This window comes from Paenibacillus sp. 1-18, assembly GCF_000520755.1.
In the GTDB taxonomy this organism is placed as follows: Bacteria; Bacillota; Bacilli; order Paenibacillales; family Paenibacillaceae; genus Paenibacillus; species Paenibacillus brasilensis.
On sequence record NZ_ASSB01000101.1, the window covers coordinates 21,364 to 40,384 of the forward strand.

Here is a 19,021-nt window from a genome sequence, read left to right on the forward strand (position 1 = left end):
GCAAGCCGGAGCTTTTTTGGCATAGTTTACTAAAGCAGAACATAATATGAGCGCTTTGTACTTCCAGAATACATAACATACAACTTTCGCAACCATAAGCGCATTTCATGGAAGGGGAAAAAATGATGAAAAACACTGGAATGACACGACCTTTAGATCATTTGGGCCGTATTGTGCTGCCCAAGGAGCTACGCAATTCCATGAATATTAATATTGGTGATGCCCTCGATTTTTTTATTACTCCAGAGGGCTTGATGATTCGCAAATATACGGGGGTTTCTTGTTATTTTTGTAGCGCCGTAGATCACTTAAGCTATTTTAGAGATCATCTGATATGTAAAGACTGTATTGAATCCCTGAAGAGCGGCAACCCTTCCAGTCATTCGAATGAAGCCCGTCCTGCCCCGCCCAAGAAAAGAAGGAGTTACAGAAGTCAGAATGAACTCCTGAACAAATTAAAAAAGCTCATGCAGGAGCATCCTAATGTATCTCAAAAAGAATTAGCTGAAATGCTCGAACTGTCTCAGGGGCGTGTGTCACAGCTTAAAAAGCTTTTGTCTTGAATCTCTCCAATCGCCCCCTGCTTGATCTTGCGACACAAAAAAAGAGCCTATCAGCTCTAGTGGGTGATCATTCCTATGCAATGTCAAATTGCTCTATGTCAGATTGCTCTATAACCGGGACCCGATAGGCCAGCAAGGACTCGTCTATAACGGCAGATATAAACGTTGCTTCTATTTCAGGCACCAGTCTGAGCGCATAATTCCATGCATTTTCTTCAATTTGCAGCGCAAGCTGTTGCCGGGTCCCTATCTCACTCTCTTGCTCCAACGCATCGGAGAGCCTCACTAGCTCAGCATCAGCTGCGTGTCCTATCTCATGGGCAAGCACAACCATAAAATATTCCTCGACTCGTTCAACGCTGCCGAACATCTGCAAACATTGGGTTTCAATAACGTCCGTATACATCGTAATGGCATGAGCACTCAGAGCATACTTGCCGCCGATCAGTCGTCCGCCTGGAAAACGCTTCTCCAGCTTGACCGTCACACCTATATCAGCTCGTTCCAAGAGCTCAGCGACTATGCGCTCTGCCTGATTTTTCTCCAACTTTGCTTCGCTCCTCAAACCAGTATATATAAAAGCTGAATTCACTACATACTTATGAAATAATGGATGTATTTATATCAATGACAGTACGATATTATACCTTTTTACAAAGGAGAATACCATGCCAGAAGATTATTACGTAGGCTGGGGAACACTCGCCCTCATTAATGCTGGTTTAGCACAGTCCAAAAATCGGAGTAGGCTTAATTGGTTCCTGCTCTCACTGTTAATTGGGCCGCTAGCTACCCTGTTTATCGTTGTATGGGATGAACCTGAGCCCTAATCCAGTTTATTCTTTTATCCAGAATGGAAAGGGCAGCCTTGTGACTTCTGCTGTAGTACTGAATCTGTATCAGCTTGTCTTGGCAAATATGGCTTCTCTTGAACCCCGAAATTCGGCTTCACAAGCCGATTATCGTAGGAACTGTGAAAAATATGCGTTGTTGCTGGGGATAACGGCGGGATCAGCCATGTCCAATTGCCTGTCAGCGCGCGCCCAGCCTTGGCCTCCCTTTCCTCAAACAGCCGGAATTGGGCCGCTGCGGTATGATGGTCGACAATGCTGACTCCTGCTTTTTTAAAAGAATGGAGCACAGCAATATTCAATTCCACCAGCGCCCGATCACGCCATAGCGTTGTTTCGCTGGTAGTATCCAGCCCCATCAGCTCAGCCACCTGTGGAAGCATGTTATAACGGAAGGTATCCGCAAAATTGCGTGCACCGATTTCGGTTCCCATATACCAGCCGTTAAAGGGAGCCGCCGTATAGACGATACCGCCAATCTCCAGCGTCATGTCCGCAATCATTGGTACCGCATACCAACGCAATCCCAATGAAGCCAAGCTTGCAAGCTCCGGATGCTCGATGGGTACCTCCAGCACCAAATGCTTGGGAATCTCAAATAGCCTGGGAGGCTGTCCACCCGCTTCCACAATCAGCGGCAAAATATCAAAAGGTGTCATGGCTCCCTGCCATCCCATATCTCTACAAGCCTTGGTGAAATCCACCGAGATCGGGTCCCCGATCACCCCTTCATCTGTTTCATAGCCTGCATAACGAATAAGCTGATGATTCCAGATGCGAATATTCGGCAATCCTGGCTTGGAGGCGCGAAATACAGTCAGCGTCGGCTTAATTTTACCGTCATTGGTCCCTATGCGTATATGCTCCAGTAGCTCGTTTACGACTTCATCTGCATCCGACGCGTAACGAGCATCCCTCACTAAAAGCTTGTCCCAAAATAAGCGACCGATACAACGATTGCTATTGCGCCAAGCCATGAGTGCCCCGTGCTCCAGCTCTTCGTACGTATGATCATACATTCCAGTAGCCTCTATGTCGCGACGAATATGAAGAAGCCGGGCTGTCGCTTCATCGCGGCTTCGGCCCAGCTCCTCATAACATGTATATATAAACTGCTCTGCTTCATGCAAAAGCTGTTGTTTCACTTCCATAACACACACCCCATCCCGGTAGCTCTATTACTTATGAGCCTCGTGGTCTACCACACCTTCTCGTCATTATACTCCAGTGGCAGACTGGAACCAACGGGATGTATGTCTTGTTCACCTGATCTCCATATCCGTGGAAATCTATCCCAAATCCTTATCCCAAATAAGCACTGAGCATCCAGATATGTTTATCCATCGATTCTCTCAAACCATTAAGAAGATCCTCTGTTGCTTTATCATGTGCTGCATCCGCTGCTTCCATGCCGTTAGCCAGTTCAACAGTAATGGTTTTGAAATCAGCTACAACGGACTTCACCATATCCTCGGCTGTTTGCTCACCTGCTGATTCCTGAATGGCCGACAGTTGCAAATGCTCCTTCAAGGTAGCAGCCGGACGGCCACCAATGGCCAGCAGACGCTCAGCAATCGTATCCAGATTAGCTGTCGCTTCATTATAAAGCTCCTCAAATTTGGCATGCAGCGTGAAGAACTTAGGACCTTTTACGTACCAGTGGAAATAATGCAGCTTCGTATACAACACAGACCAGGTAGCTACCTGACGATTCAAAGCCTTATGCAATTCCTGAATAGCCTCTTGTGTAGGTTGCGCATTCGTATGATTTAATGTACTCATGTTAAAATCCCCTCTCCGTCATTCATAATATGGTTGGTGTAAAGCTGGATGCTCGTTAGCAGTAGTTTCTGATTTTCTTCTAAATCCAATGCGTGAATCCAATAATTATTTAGCAATTAATTTAGACTTAATCTAAATCCTGTTTTAATTATAACACTATGACGATGTTTTTCAAGTCTTTATTCAGTTTTAATCATGAAGATTATGTGAAGTTGCCAGTTCAGCCATTATCCCGCAAGCTGTATAAACCTGTTGTACATAGGTTACATCAATAAGAGCAGGTTCCTACTTACCATGCAGGACAAATTGGCGTAATCGCCCTGCTAAACAGTTTCCCCGGCTCCGGCTTTTGAATTCATAGCCTAGCTTTTTGCCTCAATTACGACAAAAAAAGAGCCAACCCTCAAAGGGATCGGCTCTACTATTATTCTGGCACTTCGGAAGGTTCAACGATCAAGGAAACAACTTTGCCCGCATTTACATCAATCAGGCCGTGATCGGTAATTTTCAAGGCCGGGCTGACCGGCAAGGAATGAGTGCTCAGCGACATGATTGGATTGTAATGGCGATAGCCCAGTGACAACAAGGCTGAACGCAGCTCCTTCACATGGGCCGCAACCATTTCCAGCGGTCCTTCTGTTAAAATCCCGCCTACGGTTAACGGCAAATGGGACAGTACCTTGCCATTTTCAACTACACAAAAACCGCCCTGGCTGGAAAGAACCGTATTCGCGGCCAATACCATATCCTGCTTGTTATGCCCTACGACCAGCAGGTTATGGTTATCGTGCGAATAGGTGGTTGCCACCGCCCCCCGTTTGATCGTATCTCCCCCGATCAAACCGTAGGCACGATTGCCGTTTTTGCCATACCGCTCAAACGTAGCGATGAGTCCATGCTCGCCATGTTCCCATATCAGCTCACCCTGTTCCACTTGTGCAGATGCAATCCGTTCGCTTGTAAAGGTCGATCCATCCTTGACCATCATGACACGGCATTGATGTATACCATCTGCTACATCCATCTCTACCGTAAAATCCTGCTCCGTGAGCGGCTCCAGCTTAACACTTTGATAAAAGTGAGCAGGAAAGCTGCGTTGCATCAATTCCTGATGGTATTCCTCGAATTTATCAAATACCTTGTTCCCGTCCTTATAGACTTGATCCACATCAAACTGGCCAAGATCGGACAGCAATACAAAATCAGCTATTTTTCCCGGTGCAATCGTTCCGCGATCATGCATACGCATTCGTGCCGCTGGAGTATAGGTAGCCGCATAAATGGCGTCCTCGGGCTTCATCCCCATGTGGATCGCTTTACTTACAATATGGTTCAGATGCCCTCGCTCTACGAAGGAGTCTGGCATCACATCATCCGTTACGAAGCAAAAATGCTGTGCCACATTTTCCTGAATCAGGTAGTCCATCACCTCAGGGGTCATGGATTTTTCCTGAATCTCAATAAACATCCCGGCGGCCATCCGTTCCTTCATACCTTCAATGCTTTGATGCGTATGGTCTGAACCAATTCCCGCATAGATTAACTGATGCAGGTCCAAGCCCAGCAGCTGTGGAGTATGACCTTCAATAATGAGCTCCGGGTAATGCTCACGAACATGTCGCAGGATGCGATTCGTCTTGCTTTCCGGGTCACGAATCACATCCACATAGTTCATAATTTCACCCAGGCAAATCATCTCGCCGGTTTGCAGCAGAGTATCAATCTCAGGAATATCTATTTCGCCCCCTGAGGTTTCGAGAGGCGTTGCCGGGACAGAGCTTGGAATACCGTAGAACATATCTGCCACGCAATCCTTGCTGGCTTCCATCATTTCCTGAATTCCTTCCAGCCCAAAAACATTCGCCATTTCATGTGGCTCCGGTACAATCGTCGTCACACCGTTGCGAATGAGCCCATAGGAAAAAGTGGATGGTGTCACCATGGTACTTTCGATGTGCAAATGGATGTCAATCAGACCGGGAATCATATATTTCCCGTGCCCTTCCACAATTTCAGCAGCCTCGAATGATTCCAGACCACGCTGACCGATATACATAAACTTGCCGTCAAGTATAGCTAAATTGCCTTCCTCGAACGTCTTATAGTAACTGTTATACACCTTAACTTGTAAAATCATTTTGTCTGCACGCATGATGTATCTCCTTCGTCGAACCCGCTGATTATTGGACCAGCACCATTTTATCTGCCGGAAAATGCAGAGTAACCCGTTGACCACTGAGGTAAGGCGTATCCATTTCCTGATTGGCGGTAAAGCTTCCCTTCGCCGTTTCTACTACATATTGATAGCTACGCCCCAGATACGTACTCACCTTAATGATACCGGGAAGCTCATTTCCCCCTGTCTCGTTGCCTTCCGTACGAATGACCAAATCATCCGGGCGAATAGCGCCTTGACGAGCACCCGGCTGAACTGTCCCTTGATTACGGGCTACGCTGAATGCCAGATCGCCTGTACGGAGTTGAATATGTTCCTTTTCTTCAGTACGTTCGTCAAAAGTCAGGAAATTATTAAACCCGATAAAACGGGCAACGAATTCAGTCGTTGGGTATTTAAAAATGGTCGATGGCGCGTCCAATTGCTCAATATTCCCCTTATTCATAATCGCAACCTGATCAGAAATCGAAAAACATTCCTCCTGATCGTGCGATACATACACGGTAGTGATCCCTAATTCCTGTTGAATACGTCGGATTTCCACACGCATATTCATACGCAGATTAGCGTCCAGGTTACTCAGCGGTTCGTCAAACAGCAGCAGATCAGGTTCAATCACGAGTGCGCGGGCAATCGCGACACGTTGACGTTGCCCTCCTGATAATTCACCGGGGAAACGCTTTTCAAAGCCCCGCAGACTGACCGTATCCAGCATATTCATCACACGGCGTTTAACATTATCTTCCTTAACCTTGCGTAAACGCAGACCAAAGGCAACATTATCAAAAACAGATAGATGCGGGAAGAGTGCATAGCTTTGGAATACAAAACCGAAATTCCGTTTGTTGACCGGAAGCCGGGTATAATCCTTATCACCAAACAAAAAAGTTCCTTGTTTGGCTTCGAGAAATCCTGCAATGAGACGCAGCGTGGTCGTTTTGCCACAACCACTCGGTCCGAGTAACGAAAGCAGTTGCCCCCGTTCGAGCTGCAAATCGAAATCCTGCAAGATCAGTTGGTTGTCGTAAGCGACCGATACGCGATCCAGAGTAAGAAGTGCCATAAGGTTGAAGCCTCCATTACCTTTTAGTGAAGTAAGACAATCCCATCAGTCGTTCGATCAAGAACATAAGGATACCGGTCAAAATCATCAGCATAACCGAAATTGCTGCAATCGTCGGGTCAAAATAATTCTCGACGTAGGTCAGCATTTGAATAGGCAAGGTGCTAAAGCCCGGTCCTGTCATGAAGACGGAAATGTCGACATTGTTGAATGATTCCAGAAAGGCAATCAGGATAGCCGCAATAATACCTGAACGGATGTTGGGCAGAACCACCTTGAAAAAGGTTTCCAGCCGTCCAGCTCCCAGGCTAAGCGCTGCTTCCTCAATCGCAAAATCAAAGTTAGACAAGCTGGATGCAATGACCCGTATAATGAACGGCAGCATAATCACCGTATGTCCGATTAAAAGTCCAGCGTATACCGGCAAATGATACACAATAATCAGATAACGCAGCAGTGTAAAGCCAAAAACAATACCCGGTATAAGCAACGGGGAGAGGAATAGAGCATTCAGCGCGTCCTTCCCGCGAAATGAAAAACGACTAAGCGCATAAGCAGCAGGCATACCGATCAGTAGTGCCATGATGTTACCCAACAAAGAGACGACAATCGACGTTTTGAATGTGGACATAAACAAGTCCACCTCAAAAATGTTCTCATACCAGCGCAAGGAAAAGCCCTGCGGCGGAAATTTTAATACCGTGCCCGGCTCGAAAGAAGTGACCGATATGATCAACAGCGGACCGAGCAGAAAGATGAAGACCAGCAGGCTGAAGAAGCCTAGTCCATAATGTTTCTCCCGCATATCCACCTACCCCTTCGGATTGAGTTTATGGGCCGCCTTATTTAAGAGACCGACCACGATAAATGTAATGACAATCATAATGGTTGCAATAACGGAGGCTAAAAACCAGTCGTTCAGTGTCATCGCGTTCTGATACAAAAATGTAGCGATAACCCGCTGCTTTCCACCAAGCAATGCTGGTGTCGTATAGGCAGTCAGACTGCCCACGAAAACAAGAATGCTTCCGATGATCAGACCCGGCACAGACAGCGGAAATACAATTTTACGAAATGCGCTGAATCTTGAGGCTCCCAGGCTCTGAGCAGCATGAACGAGATCACCGTCGATATTTTCAAGTACACCGATCAGTGAAATAATCATCAGCGGTAAAAACAAATGAACAAGACCAATAATCATCGCCGCCGGAGTGTACAAAATATTCAACGGCTCGTCCACGATTCCCAAACTGATGAGCACGTTATTTAACAGGCCTTTGCGACCCAAAATGACCATCCAGCTAAATGACCGCACCACTGGACTCGTCAACAAGGGGAAGATAGCCAGCGCCAGCAAAATTCCTTTACGGCGCGGGGCCTTTTGCGAAATATAATAAGCTGTCGGGAAGCCCAACAATATGCACACGAGTGTCGTAACGACACTAACTTCCAGTGTAGTCAGCAATATTTTCAGAAAATAAGGGTCCTTGAAGAAATGGAGATAGCCTTCTAGGGTGAATGAGCTGTTCTGTACGAAGGTCGAGCCGATCGTCAGCACAATTGGAATGACCATGAACACCGCCAGAAAGAGCAGACCTGGCAGCAGCAGCCAATACAAGCATGTTTTCTTCATGGGTAGCTCCTTGCGGTTATCAAAATGTTATTCCTTGTTCAGCACCTGGATAAACAATTCCAGAAAAGCTTCGCTGTCCACCTGCTCGCATACGTCCATGTTGGGACTATGATTGAGACGGTTCTGCACATCGCCCACCGTTTGTCCGTCACATAAGCGGCTAGAGGTTTCCACATCAACATACAGCAGCGAGGTTTCTACCAGCCTCGAATTCAGCACAACGCCCACGGCAAGCGGATCATGAAGCGCACATGCTTTAACCCCGTTGCGTTCCTCATATCGTTTGGTATAGACGGCTGTACTTTCAGCCACATAGGTACGAATGGCCGGATGGGTCAAGCGGGCAATATGATCGGCTGTCAGCAGTGCTTTCCGTGTTACATCCAGCCCCACCTGTAACAGCCGCTTAAATCCGGCATGAAATACGATCCGCGCCGCTTCCGGGTCAGCATACATGTTATATTCGGCAACAGGGGTAATATTACCGCAGCCATGAATAACACCGCCCATAAAAACGACTTGATCAACGCGGTCCGTCAGCTCGGGACACTTCAGAAGTGCCAGCGCCAGATTGGTGAGCGGACCGGTGCAAATGAGCGTGACTTCTCCCGGATGAGTCATCACTGTATCAATGATAATATCCGGTGCAAAACCTTCGGACTCAGATATGGCCGGGATCACTTTACTCAATGCGCCTCCGATTCCGTCTTCTCCATGCACACGGTGCTCATGCAGTCCTTTGCGTATTAATGGCGCCTCGGCCCCCCGATAAACCGGAATATCTGTTCTATCCAGAAGGTCGAGGATCTTGCATGTATTCAAGGTTGCTTGTTTAAGCGAAACATTGCCACATACCGTAGTAATCGCTTGGATATCCAGCTGACCGCTTTTGGCGGCCAGCAAAATACCCAACGCATCATCAATACCAGTGTCTACATCCAATATGACTTTTTTCATTATTGTGTAACTTCCCGGTTCCAGCGATCAGTCCATGCCTTAATATGGTCGTTAACGAATTTCATATCCAGCTTGGTCAGCTTGTTCACTGCATCTGTACCGTACGTAATTCCTTCTGTATCCGCACCGGACAGTACCACCTGTGTGTTCACCGGAGAATCAACCTTCGCCTTGGCAGACTTCTCTTGAACTTCCTTACTCAGCTGCCAGTTGATAAATTCCTCAGCCAGCTCCTTTTGATCGGAGCCTTTGACTACATTAATCGTGTTCATTATGGCATAAGCGCCTTCACTTGGAGATACAAATTTTGCTCCTGGGACAGCCGCCTGCAAATCTTTAAAGTACATTTCCATAATCGGCCCGCCTGCGATTTCCTGCTGGCTAAACATGTTGACGAACTCGGATGTTTTACTATAGAACTTAACGATATTCGGACTCAGCTCCTTCAGTTTCCCGAAAGCCTGGTCTTCATTAAACTCCTTATTACCTGCTACCTTGGAGGCTGCATCTACCATCATCGGTCCAGCTGTAGCTGTGATGTTCGGCAGAGTCACGTTTCCTTTGAACTCACTGCCCCACAGGTCAGCCCAAGAGGTCACACTCTTTTTCACCAGCTCCGGGTTATAGGCAATCCCAAGACGGCCCACCGTATAAGCAGGACCATAATCCTCGCCCAGCGGTGCCTTTGCAATATCATAGATTTGATTCAGGTTCGGCACCTTGCTGCGATCCAGCTTTTCAAACAACCCTTGCTGAATCCCCTGTTGAGCATAATAATCAGACAGATAGATCAGATCGACATCGGTACTTCCTTGACTAATTTTGTTCAACCGCTCTGCGTTATTGCCAATTTCGACAACAATATCTACGTTATGTTCCTTCTCAAAGGGCTCGTACACTTCTTTATTGAAAAAGTCCTCGGAAAAGCCCCATGTGGAAATGACCAGCTTCTTTTTCCCGTCAGCTGAGCTATTTTTCCCATCTGTCTGACCGCCAGTAGCATTGCTGCCGCAACCAGCCAGTACCACAGATGCCAAGGTCACAGCCACGAATCCCTTAAACCATTTTTTCATTAGAATCTCCCCCTGTTTTTAATTTGGCACACCTAATGACACAAAAAAGAAAAGTACTCTTGTAAAACAAGAATACTTTTCTTCGTGAACAAAGAATAAGTTGATCCCGCTGCGCGTTATACAGGTTCTCCCCTCAGATAGATCCGAAGCGAAAAGCCGAATATCCAATTGTATTAGGATGCTTTCAATATGATGTTCGTAATTGCCCACTGCGTTGCTGAATCATAATCGCGCAGCAAGGCTTCAATTTCGAGCCCCATATCCTTAATCAGCTTTTCGCGAAGTCTTTTTTTATACAGCATGGACATTCGGAAATCCACTTCCAGCTTCAAGCCGGGGGCTTCCACTTCCAATGCCGCCGAGCGTGGAGAACGCCGGTGCTTCGCTACAAAGGTAACGATGTTGTTCTCAACGGTGGCCCGCAGCAGCGTGGTCCCGAAGCCGAACAGTTCCTTTGAAATCTCGTTGTAAATCTGGCACATCCGCTTCTTGCTTTCGTTACTGTCGAGCAGCGTCATGAACCCACCCTCATCAGCATATTACGTACAATCAATCTATCAACACGATAGATTATACATAAATATACGATAAATAGCAATCAGAATCCCCGATCCAATAATATATGATGCGAAAAAGCGAACAATATGTCGAACTTTGTAGAGGTTTGGGACATCATCGCGTTTTTTTGCAGCGCCCTCTGGCCTATGAATATATGGAAATACAGAAAACCGACTATATTTCCCTGCAAGGAAAATTAAGGCGGACTCCGAAGGCGTTATTGTCGCCATTCCGGAAGAATAATTTTTTCTTCTACTATATACATGATTTTTCTAAGTACATTTAACCGTACTCCGCCAGAACAATCTTCCAGTCGGGGACAACCCTGCTTTTTGAGTCTTTAGCAGTCAGTTCCCGGTCATATATTCTATCCGCAATGGTCCAATATGTTTTATCGCTAATGAAGGTCACATCATTCCCACCTTGTCTATTATGTAAATATATTATAGAGTTATGAACAAGATGATTACCAGAATAGGAGAATTGTAACTTGAACAGAAAAATCCCACTAATTCTGGCACTTATTTTAATGGTTATGTACTTAGGAGGTTGTTCCAGCTTGTCTAACAACGAAAAAAAAGAATTAGTAGGCGAAGCTACTCCTATCGGCGTGAAATTTATCAAGGAACACTATGACGCCGATTTCATATTAAAGGATTATGCTGTAGATGATCCGGCCGTCCACTCAAGGATATATCTGTATGGATACATTAAAGGTCACGAAGACAGCAAAATTACGATTTACTATAACTATAAAACGAAAGAAGTCATCGATGTCTCCGGGCCGGATTGGTTTATTGACAGTGAGGTTCCCAAATACAAGATCCCTTCTTCCTGAGAAGGGTTTTTTATAAAAAAAATTCATTTTTAAAATAGGTTATTGCCAATATTAAAGTCTAATTTTTCCCATATTAAGAAGTAGTATTATTATAGTTCATCCTATTTACAAGGGATATAGCCGAGAGGAAAAATAAGTATAAAGTCATTGAATATCGTATATCTGGTCTTAGTACATGGTTTCTGTTAAATAGGTCTTTGTAACTGTATGTTAGTAGAAGATTGCACAGATGAACATAATCTTTAATTGTTGTACAGTTTTAAAGACAGATTTTCGTGTGTTCACTTTGCCAGAAGGAGAAAATGTATTGAAAAAGAAAAAATTTTGGATTACTGTTCTTGTCTCGCTCTCCATTCTTGTAGGTGTTTTTTATTACATGCAGTACACATCGAAGGTAGAAAAAGAAGAAATCATACAAGCTGGCATACCTATCGGGCAAGACTATATTAGAAAATACTACAATGCAGAATTTATATACAAAAATAACGAATTTATTGGCAGTTATGTTAACTCTACTGTTTATCTTCGTGGCTATATAAAAGGGCATGAAGATCAAATCATATCTATTGCCTACGATTATAAAAAGAAAGAAGTTCTTAATGTTAGCGGACCAGAATGGTTCATTGACAGCCGGAATCCTAAAAAGTATTCAGAATATTGAACCATGAATGCAGAAAAGGCTCCTTAGGAGCCTTTCCCAGTCGTCACAAGACACATTTACCGTTCTTCACTTTTGGTACGATGCTGATTTACATGAATAAAAGGATATTCGCCTCTGCTTATTTTACGTTTCCATTCTTGAATTATATCTTCCTGGGTTGGCGGTTTCTCATTCACGATTGCTCCAGTAGTTACTTTAGCCATGATTATTACCTCTCACGATAATTTAATTATTGCGTCTTTATTTTTTCTCCAGTCATTTTGATGTTACCATCCATTTCTACCAAACTCGTTTTACATTTTAAACCGATCGCATCCTTCGCTGTGACTTGTATTGTGTTACCCGCATTGAAAACCAGGTTTCCATCAGCCTTAACACGGATGTCCTTTTTACTCCGCAATTCGATTCCATGGTCATCCAGCAGTCGAATCACCACTTCATCGTCGTTCCCGGTGATTAAAATTTCATTTTTCTCAAATATAATCGCTTTGCGGTACTTGGTCATAAAGATCTTTGTTGACGGGTCCTTAATAAAGTCGCCCTCTTTGGATCTCTTGCGGATCGAGTGGGTTACAATGGCGTCTTTTTCTTTAGGGGTCGGAAAATAGATGTCTACAAAGTCAAACAGCTCTGGCATGCAGTACCATCCCGTATTCCCTTCCGATGTATAAAATGTAGCTGTTGGAAAAGCACAGGTTTCCTTGACGTTCGGCTTTACCTTATCCATTTCATAAAAGAATACCTTCACATGATCCTGCTCAATTCCAATGACCTTGGACTTCAATGAGATACCGCGAATGTTCTCATTTACAATCAAATCCTGCTTCATTCCATCCGCTGTCGTCAGCACATATTCATGCCACAAGGCACTGTGCCGTACAAACGCAACAGACTGCAAGACGTACAAGTTTTTCCCTTTGAATTTGACCTCAGCCCCAATGTCCAGCAGGACATTTTTGGCCCCTGTCGTCTGCACTTTATAATACAAAAGGTTGTCGTCCTTGCTGGCCCCTGGCTTGGTTTTTCTGGTCATGGAGTAGTTATACTGTTTGAGCTCCCCTTGATTGACACCATCCGGTAACCCAAAATAAAACTGAGGTTTTTCTCCTACCGGATCAGGTATCAATCCCCAGCCCAGCCGAGACGCTATACGTTTCAGAAACGACCAGTCCGTCTCATCGAATTGCATCGTAAATTCCTGTAAAAGCTGATCCTTTAATTGGCTCGTACAATTAGCTTTAGGATAGGACTTGAGCACATGCTCCAGCAATGTCTGCAGCTTCATCTTTACATTTTGAAAAGACTGCCTGTGAGGCACTTCATCCAGCTGGCTTGTATAGGATACGGCTTCAGCGACCAAATGAGCTACATTGGACACCAGCTTGATTCGGATCTGCGTGGTTAATCCCCTGAACAACACAATCTGTTTATGCTCATCGTTCACATAAGAAATAACCAGCTTGGCTCCTGCATCCATATGAGCTGTGTACTCTTCCATTTGAGTACCGTTTAACACACCTGTCAAAAAGACTTTCACATGCTCATTCATTTTCTGTACAACTTTAACCTTCGGATTTTGAAGAGATAGAACAGCTCCGTTATACTTGATGATTGGATATCCCATGTTTCTGCTCCTTTGGTCGGTTAGTTTACGTTTATCCGTTGTTTGCTTACATATTGAATGACATCTTTAATGGTTTGATTATGTCCTTTATCATTGATGGCCTGATCCAGTGCAGGGAGTGTGGTAAAGGTTTTATTTTTATTTTGGAAATAAATGTCTGCTATGGGGAAAGGGTCAATTCTATCAGGCCCCCCAATCCCGCTATCCACATTGGCGATGATGATAACATCTTTCAAACCATCGTTATTTACATCCTTGAAAGCTACCGCTTTTACGCCTCCATAAAATGCAACCCACTCATTGTTCCCGTAGAACTTTGGAAATGAATATAAAATATGCCCTTGTTTATTTAGTAGAAAGAAGAAGTACTTACGAAAACCATCCGTATATCCATAAGTAGATACAAACTGTACTTTCCCAAAGCCTTCGAAAGTGGTTTGAAAAGACTGTGACTCTTCAATTTCATATTGATTGGTATCTAATTTTCCTCCGTTAACAACGGAGCTATGTGCAGAATCAATACGGAATTCTCTACTTTTAGAAAACTCAATGATAATGTTCTGTTCAGGATCATCACTGTTTATTAAGAAACCATCGCCGTGGTCTAATACTTCGATACTCATGCTATCATGTTGTCGATTTTCTAAAATAAACTCATCCACATCCTTGTTCAATTCCCACGAATCCGGGAGCTTCATCTTATCTATTGCTATTTTCTTCTCCGTCCACTTTTGACCTGATAATTCCCATAAAGTAACAAATACCGGGTTTGGATGATATATTGAAACATATCCCCCTAACAGCAACCGTGTTCCATGGTCTGAATTCCGAACGATAAAATCTGTAGCTAATTCTGGCCCGCCATCCTCAATCATCTGGGCATGCACAAGCTGCTTCGTACTCCACCACTGAATAAATGTGTATTTATCTCCGATCGTACCTGTCACCGTAGTGGGTGCTCTATAATTCACAACTCTAACATTTAGCCGTCCACTTTTTAACTGAAACGATTTGGTTAAGATAGTGAGATTGTTATCAAACTTTTCTACTAATTCTCCATCCTTCATCTCTACACTTTCTGGTTTGTTTAACAACAAATGGAGACCCTGTGTGAACTCATCAATCTTTTTTTGTCTGACTTCAGAATCTATATTCTCATTGTTGATTATACGAAGTTTCCCAACCAACGCATTCAGCCTTTTCGAATCGGAAATCATTTTGGCTTTATTTTGGAGAGGAAGCGCATGGATTGTTTCTGCTTTTGAAGAATCATTCCCCTTTGTACATCCGTTCATTACTACACAGGAAATTAGTAATAACAACATGCAGCAAATACGACCGCCCTTTAAGTAATTCATGCTGAATATCACGCTCTCTACAATTTATCTTTTAACTCTATACCCATAATCCTCCACTTGCCCGACTGTTTTTCCAACGTGAATGTAATTTCTTTTTTCGCTTTTTCTTCTAATGAATTATCTTTTACCAAATATACTTTTCGGTTATCATCACTGCTAATCTCATCAAAACTCAGGTCCAGCCCCGAGTAAGCTAAATATTCTAAACCCGAGAAATCAATGACACCCTCAAAGTCATACGTTTGCCTTACTGCCGGATCTGTAATCTGGTCCATTTCAGGGAAAGGTAAGTCAAACCATTTCATGAGATAATCAACTTCCAAGTAATTCTGTATCACAGCCTTGGGATCGGTTGGATATACAAACTTTTTACTTTTATTTTTATACAAAAGTTCCATTTTTTTAGGCCCTGTTCCATCATATTTTTGATAGACCACGACGGTATGCTCCTGAGTGTCACTAAACTCGTAATAATCTACACTTTCAAAGACACCGTCATGATTGGCATCCTTCAACGTCCGAATTCCTTGCCCAGTAGCATTAGGAAAATCGGAATTTATGCTTTTGATATGATTATTTTCCAAGGCATATATAGAGAATCCCTCAGAGTAAGCGCCTCCGTCGCCAATAGAGTATACAACGATAAATTTCTTATCTGTTTGATCCAGCTTCATGATCTTTACATCTGTATTTAAATGCACAACTATAACTGGGTCCTCTAGTTTACCAATGATGTGATAGCCGACATCCTCCCGGATTACAAATATATTGTCAATTTCCTCTTTTTCTAACCCAAAAGCAAGCACGTATTCCGGCTTTCCATCACGGTCCAAATCTTCTTTTAATAATTTTTGTAGATGCTCATCCTGAGGTTGGATTTTCTTTATAAACTGATCTAATGCGTTAGAATCTGTAGGGTGAACGCTATTTCTTTTATTTATTGGAGTAACAATATTGCTATTTCGATCTTGATTAGTAGACTCTGGTTCCGACACAGCTGTTTGCTCTATCACTTGAGTACTAGGTTTGATGGGCTCAACTGCTTGTTGCTTCTCATTCGTCTGTTTTCCCAAACAACCATTTAATAGCAAACCAATTAACACTATTAAAAATAGTATTCTATTTTTTTTATAAAGTTCATTTCAAAACTCCCTTCTTACATTACTTATTGCACGTTTATTCGTTGATTGCTTACGTATTGAATGACATTTCGAAGCGTTCGATTATGGCCTGTTTGATTAATATTCTTATCCAGTTCAGGCAGGGTAGTGTACGTATTGTCCTTTTTCTGAAAGTAAATCCCCGCAACAGGGTGAGTCTCTATACCATGTGCATTAACCCCGGTGATATAATCCGCAATTATGACAATGTCCGTACGCCCATCCTGATTTAAATCCTTGAAGCTCACTGCCTTGATCCTGTCGATCATCCTACCGTTGTTACCATAAAATTCAGGAAACTCGTATTGAACCTTGTTTTCCGCATGCTTTCCGCTGTTAGCTTCCAAAAAAAACTTTGCTTGTATCAGATCATTCGTATCCTCATCTTTTAAAGTGGAGATAAACTTTACTTCTCCCCATCCATTAAGAGTGGTGGTAAATGATTGTTCCCTTTGAATAGTATATGGTTCCAGATCAGGGTCGGGCTGAGCATCTTCATCTACATAATCAGCGCTGCGTTGCTGCTTTATGGATTTCTCCATTTTATATCCAATGGAAATATTGTCTACTCTCTCTGTTTTAGTATCCCACAGAATCCTCAAATCCAAGCCGTTTTTGGAATAGAGCAGACTCTCATTTGTTATGATACTAGGCTGGCCATAGAGTTGTAGTACTTTGCCAAGTGTATCACCGATCTTCAAGCCTCTTTTGGTTTTAAACTTGGGACTTTCCAAGCTCACGGCTACTAGATAGCTTTCACCATCAACTGGTTCCTCCCCTTCAAATTCGATCTTAGATAGAACTATAAATCGAATTTCTGAATCTTTATAGTTAGGATAAGATAAGTTCCATCTTCTGTAGGTTCCATTCCCACTAATATATCCCCGATTGAAGCTATCGTATCCCTCACTGTAACCCCACTTATGGATAAGTTCTTTAATATCCGTATTCTTATCAATTTTGTGCGACCGATATGATATTGTGAAGTCCTCATCCTGAAGGGGTTTAGGATCGGCAGATACAACATTTTTGGCTTTGTCTGTTCTTTTCTCTGGATAGTAGCCAGTGCTTTCTTGCTTAGCTTTAGCAGTAGCTGTTTTCTCATTGTTATAAGTATTGATGTCTGAAAGACTACATGCGGTTACTCCTAAAGCCAAAAAAATCAATATAATAAAATAACCGTAACTTGGCTTGTACACTTCTTTTCCTCTTTTCGAATTTTAACTTATCGTTCGCCCGTTACCGTCCACTCTTTAATCTTATAGCCATGACTATCTTGGGCATTTTGGAGTGCCTTGAAGGTAATAACAGGAAGTTTTATACCTTCTGAACTAGCAATATTCTGAGCTGTGCTTTTACTAATATTTGATAGATATAAGTCATAATTATCAGACTCTTTATTACTTAGTTTGTCATAAATGGATTTTACATCTCCGCCCCATGTACCATGGCCAGCATACGGCCCATAATCTACTCTCTTCGAATTCATTCTTACAATCGGGGTTTTCCAACTACAGTATTGATATATATCACCTTTACCTTTAATCCCCTTCAAGTTGTTGTTTTTAATTACAACTTGTCTAAATTCCTCACCATAATAAATATATCCCAATATTTTACCAAATATTAAATTATGTGCCTTCACCAAATCCTTTGCATAATTAGTCTCGACACCATGCTGACCGTCGGCTGCTCGATTCGTACTGCTCGTATTAAAGCTTCCCGTTCCTTCCTGAATAATAATAGCTAACAAAAGGCGTGGATCAAGCTGAATATGATACGTTTTTTCTATACTTTTTGTAGCTTCCCACAAACTGTGCAGCTTTTCTTGATTCCATTTCTGTTTAATAAATTTTTTTGAATGCTTTTTGAAATATTTCTCAGCTTCAGAACTACCGTTATACTGAAATTCAGGAGGTATCCATTTCCCAGCCGGGGTCTCTACATTTTTTGTAGGTTCATCCTTCGGTTCGTTGGTAACTGGTTCTTCTAGCGGTACTTTAGTGCTCGTATTAATCAGACCCAATTTCTCACGTATAGCTCGTCCCGCTTCCTCAGCAGCTAGCTTTTGCTTGATATTCCCGCTTGCCTCAGCAGTCATCCAGCGAACGGTTTCTTTTTGCATTTGCTCTTGGGCCCACTTGGGCATCGTCGCCATTTCACGGAGCTTGCTACGAAGGCCCTCTGCCAGCTTTTGCGCTTTCCGCATGCCGGCTTCGTCACCGTTGGCTTGAGCGATATACCAATCCTCTTTGTATTTACGCATCCAGGTCTGGGCCCAATCAGGGTAATTCAGTTTTTGTTTCTTTTGTTCTGCCGCCAGATCAAAAGCCTTTGCTTTCCTGTGTGCATTAGCCGTAGTTAAAGCTTTCAACATAGGTGTTGCACCAAACGTTGGTTCTTTCCACTTCATATGCCTTCTCCTTTGTTAGGGATGCTTAGAAGAAACGTATCTCCGACATACACGTATCGTGATATTTGGTTCCTCGCTCTACGGCCTCAATCGTTATTTTCACAAATGAGGTATGAACGGCACCATCAGGAAATTCGTTACTTAAAAAATCATTATCTACATCATGGTCTGCCCATTCGAGAACTCTAGTTTCATTCGTTTAACTCTATTATTTGATTGTAGATAATTGGATATAATGTAAGGATTATGACTAATGACACAATTTTACCTATCGACACCGCAATTTTTTTTCGTTTCCTACAACTAATCAC

21 protein-coding genes are annotated in these 19,021 nt (G+C 43.3%); 4 read left to right on the top strand and 17 right to left on the bottom strand.

Annotated elements, in window-relative coordinates; genetic code table 11:
- Positions 1-125: 125 nt before the first annotated feature.
- A complete protein-coding gene (locus tag L693_RS0106970; protein WP_025716652.1) occupies positions 126-563 on the top strand; it encodes an AbrB/MazE/SpoVT family DNA-binding domain-containing protein in 438 nt (145 codons plus the stop codon).
- A gap of 73 nt (positions 564-636) precedes the next feature.
- Here the strand turns inward: L693_RS0106970 and L693_RS0106975 are convergent, their stop codons facing one another.
- Positions 637-1,110, bottom strand: coding sequence for a hypothetical protein (locus tag L693_RS0106975; RefSeq protein ID WP_025716653.1), 474 nt, complete (start codon positions 1,108-1,110; stop codon positions 637-639).
- A gap of 121 nt (positions 1,111-1,231) precedes the next feature.
- Between L693_RS0106975 and L693_RS30480 the strand changes: the two genes are divergently transcribed.
- Positions 1,232-1,393, top strand: a complete 162-nt coding sequence (locus L693_RS30480; RefSeq protein WP_197029840.1) for a hypothetical protein — start codon at positions 1,232-1,234, stop codon at positions 1,391-1,393.
- Positions 1,394-1,407: 14 nt separating this feature from the next.
- Here L693_RS30480 and L693_RS0106985 read toward each other — a convergent pair whose 3' ends face one another.
- The 10 genes from L693_RS0106985 to L693_RS31900 form a co-directional block, all read right to left on the bottom strand.
- A complete protein-coding gene (locus L693_RS0106985) occupies positions 1,408-2,565 on the bottom strand; it encodes a nitric oxide synthase oxygenase (RefSeq protein WP_025716654.1) in 1,158 nt (385 codons plus the stop codon).
- 151 nt (positions 2,566-2,716) lie between these two features.
- On the bottom strand, positions 2,717-3,196 hold the full coding sequence (locus L693_RS0106990; protein WP_025716655.1) for a Dps family protein: 480 nt from the start codon (positions 3,194-3,196) through the stop codon (positions 2,717-2,719).
- Positions 3,197-3,620: 424 nt separating this feature from the next.
- A complete protein-coding gene (locus tag L693_RS0106995) occupies positions 3,621-5,348 on the bottom strand; it encodes an adenine deaminase (RefSeq protein WP_025716656.1) in 1,728 nt (575 codons plus the stop codon).
- 28 nt (positions 5,349-5,376) lie between these two features.
- Positions 5,377-6,435, bottom strand: a complete 1,059-nt coding sequence (locus tag L693_RS0107000; protein ID WP_025716657.1) for an ABC transporter ATP-binding protein — start codon at positions 6,433-6,435, stop codon at positions 5,377-5,379.
- A 16-nt stretch (positions 6,436-6,451) separates the two neighbouring features.
- Complete coding sequence (locus L693_RS0107005; RefSeq protein WP_025716658.1) at positions 6,452-7,240, bottom strand: ABC transporter permease; 789 nt, start codon at positions 7,238-7,240, stop codon at positions 6,452-6,454.
- Positions 7,241-7,246: 6 nt separating this feature from the next.
- Positions 7,247-8,068 (bottom strand): ABC transporter permease, encoded by an 822-nt coding sequence (locus L693_RS0107010; RefSeq protein WP_025716659.1) that lies wholly within the window; start codon positions 8,066-8,068, stop codon positions 7,247-7,249.
- Positions 8,069-8,095: 27 nt separating this feature from the next.
- Positions 8,096-9,025, bottom strand: a complete 930-nt coding sequence (locus L693_RS0107015) for a nucleoside hydrolase (protein WP_025716660.1) — start codon at positions 9,023-9,025, stop codon at positions 8,096-8,098.
- Positions 9,025-10,098 carry an ABC transporter substrate-binding protein gene (locus L693_RS0107020; protein ID WP_025716661.1) on the bottom strand — a complete coding sequence of 358 codons (1,074 nt, stop codon included), beginning with the start codon at positions 10,096-10,098 and terminating at the stop codon, positions 9,025-9,027. Before L693_RS0107020 ends, L693_RS0107015 begins: the two co-directional genes overlap by 1 nt.
- 173 nt (positions 10,099-10,271) lie before the next feature.
- Complete coding sequence (locus L693_RS0107025; protein WP_025716662.1) at positions 10,272-10,616, bottom strand: hypothetical protein; 345 nt, start codon at positions 10,614-10,616, stop codon at positions 10,272-10,274.
- Between the two features lie 322 nt (positions 10,617-10,938).
- A complete protein-coding gene (locus tag L693_RS31900) occupies positions 10,939-11,067 on the bottom strand; it encodes a hypothetical protein (protein WP_269320829.1) in 129 nt (42 codons plus the stop codon).
- A gap of 79 nt (positions 11,068-11,146) precedes the next feature.
- On the opposite strand from L693_RS31900, the gene L693_RS0107035 reads away from it, so the two are divergent.
- A complete protein-coding gene (locus L693_RS0107035; protein WP_025716663.1) occupies positions 11,147-11,494 on the top strand; it encodes a hypothetical protein in 348 nt (115 codons plus the stop codon).
- Between the two features lie 307 nt (positions 11,495-11,801).
- Positions 11,802-12,155 carry a hypothetical protein gene (locus tag L693_RS0107040; RefSeq protein ID WP_025716664.1) on the top strand — a complete coding sequence of 118 codons (354 nt, stop codon included), beginning with the start codon at positions 11,802-11,804 and terminating at the stop codon, positions 12,153-12,155.
- A gap of 56 nt (positions 12,156-12,211) precedes the next feature.
- Here the strand turns inward: L693_RS0107040 and L693_RS30485 are convergent, their stop codons facing one another.
- The 6 genes from L693_RS30485 to L693_RS0107070 all read right to left on the bottom strand — a co-directional run bounded on the left by L693_RS30485 (position 12,212) and on the right by L693_RS0107070 (position 18,710).
- On the bottom strand, positions 12,212-12,358 hold the full coding sequence (locus L693_RS30485; RefSeq protein WP_197029841.1) for a hypothetical protein: 147 nt from the start codon (positions 12,356-12,358) through the stop codon (positions 12,212-12,214).
- Between the two features lie 26 nt (positions 12,359-12,384).
- Positions 12,385-13,779: a hypothetical protein gene (locus L693_RS0107050; protein ID WP_025716665.1), complete on the bottom strand. Its 1,395-nt coding sequence runs from the start codon at positions 13,777-13,779 to the stop codon at positions 12,385-12,387.
- Between the two features lie 20 nt (positions 13,780-13,799).
- Positions 13,800-15,137, bottom strand: coding sequence for a hypothetical protein (locus L693_RS0107055; protein WP_025716666.1), 1,338 nt, complete (start codon positions 15,135-15,137; stop codon positions 13,800-13,802).
- A 17-nt stretch (positions 15,138-15,154) separates the two neighbouring features.
- The gene (locus tag L693_RS0107060; protein WP_025716667.1) at positions 15,155-16,240 is read right to left on the bottom strand and encodes a hypothetical protein; all 1,086 of its coding nucleotides are present in this window, start codon (positions 16,238-16,240) and stop codon (positions 15,155-15,157) included.
- A gap of 62 nt (positions 16,241-16,302) precedes the next feature.
- Positions 16,303-17,496, bottom strand: coding sequence for a hypothetical protein (locus L693_RS0107065; RefSeq protein WP_025716668.1), 1,194 nt, complete (start codon positions 17,494-17,496; stop codon positions 16,303-16,305).
- A gap of 26 nt (positions 17,497-17,522) precedes the next feature.
- Positions 17,523-18,710: a hypothetical protein gene (locus tag L693_RS0107070; RefSeq protein WP_025716669.1), complete on the bottom strand. Its 1,188-nt coding sequence runs from the start codon at positions 18,708-18,710 to the stop codon at positions 17,523-17,525.
- Positions 18,711-19,021 lie beyond the last annotated feature (311 nt).

Excerpts from the sequence above, each read along its gene's own strand:
- L693_RS0107005 (WP_025716658.1), bottom strand. The coding sequence starts at position 7,240 with ATGCGGGAGAAACATTATGGACTAGGCTTCTTCAGCCTGCTGGTCTTC.
- L693_RS0106970 (WP_025716652.1), top strand. The coding sequence starts at position 126 with ATGAAAAACACTGGAATGACACGACCTTTAGATCATTTGGGCCGTATT.
- L693_RS0107010 (WP_025716659.1), bottom strand. The coding sequence starts at position 8,068 with ATGAAGAAAACATGCTTGTATTGGCTGCTGCTGCCAGGTCTGCTCTTT.
- L693_RS0107050 (WP_025716665.1), bottom strand. The coding sequence starts at position 13,779 with ATGGGATATCCAATCATCAAGTATAACGGAGCTGTTCTATCTCTTCAA.
- L693_RS0107000 (WP_025716657.1), bottom strand. The coding sequence starts at position 6,435 with ATGGCACTTCTTACTCTGGATCGCGTATCGGTCGCTTACGACAACCAA.
- L693_RS0106985 (WP_025716654.1), bottom strand. The coding sequence starts at position 2,565 with ATGGAAGTGAAACAACAGCTTTTGCATGAAGCAGAGCAGTTTATATAT.
- L693_RS30485 (WP_197029841.1), bottom strand. The coding sequence starts at position 12,358 with ATGGCTAAAGTAACTACTGGAGCAATCGTGAATGAGAAACCGCCAACC.
- L693_RS0106990 (WP_025716655.1), bottom strand. The coding sequence starts at position 3,196 with ATGAGTACATTAAATCATACGAATGCGCAACCTACACAAGAGGCTATT.
- L693_RS0107015 (WP_025716660.1), bottom strand. The coding sequence starts at position 9,025 with ATGAAAAAAGTCATATTGGATGTAGACACTGGTATTGATGATGCGTTG.
- L693_RS0107055 (WP_025716666.1), bottom strand. The coding sequence starts at position 15,137 with ATGAATTACTTAAAGGGCGGTCGTATTTGCTGCATGTTGTTATTACTA.
- L693_RS0107020 (WP_025716661.1), bottom strand. The coding sequence starts at position 10,098 with ATGAAAAAATGGTTTAAGGGATTCGTGGCTGTGACCTTGGCATCTGTG.
- L693_RS0106995 (WP_025716656.1), bottom strand. The coding sequence starts at position 5,348 with ATGCGTGCAGACAAAATGATTTTACAAGTTAAGGTGTATAACAGTTAC.
- L693_RS30480 (WP_197029840.1), top strand. The coding sequence starts at position 1,232 with ATGCCAGAAGATTATTACGTAGGCTGGGGAACACTCGCCCTCATTAAT.
- L693_RS0107070 (WP_025716669.1), bottom strand. The coding sequence starts at position 18,710 with ATGAAGTGGAAAGAACCAACGTTTGGTGCAACACCTATGTTGAAAGCT.
- L693_RS0107025 (WP_025716662.1), bottom strand. The coding sequence starts at position 10,616 with ATGACGCTGCTCGACAGTAACGAAAGCAAGAAGCGGATGTGCCAGATT.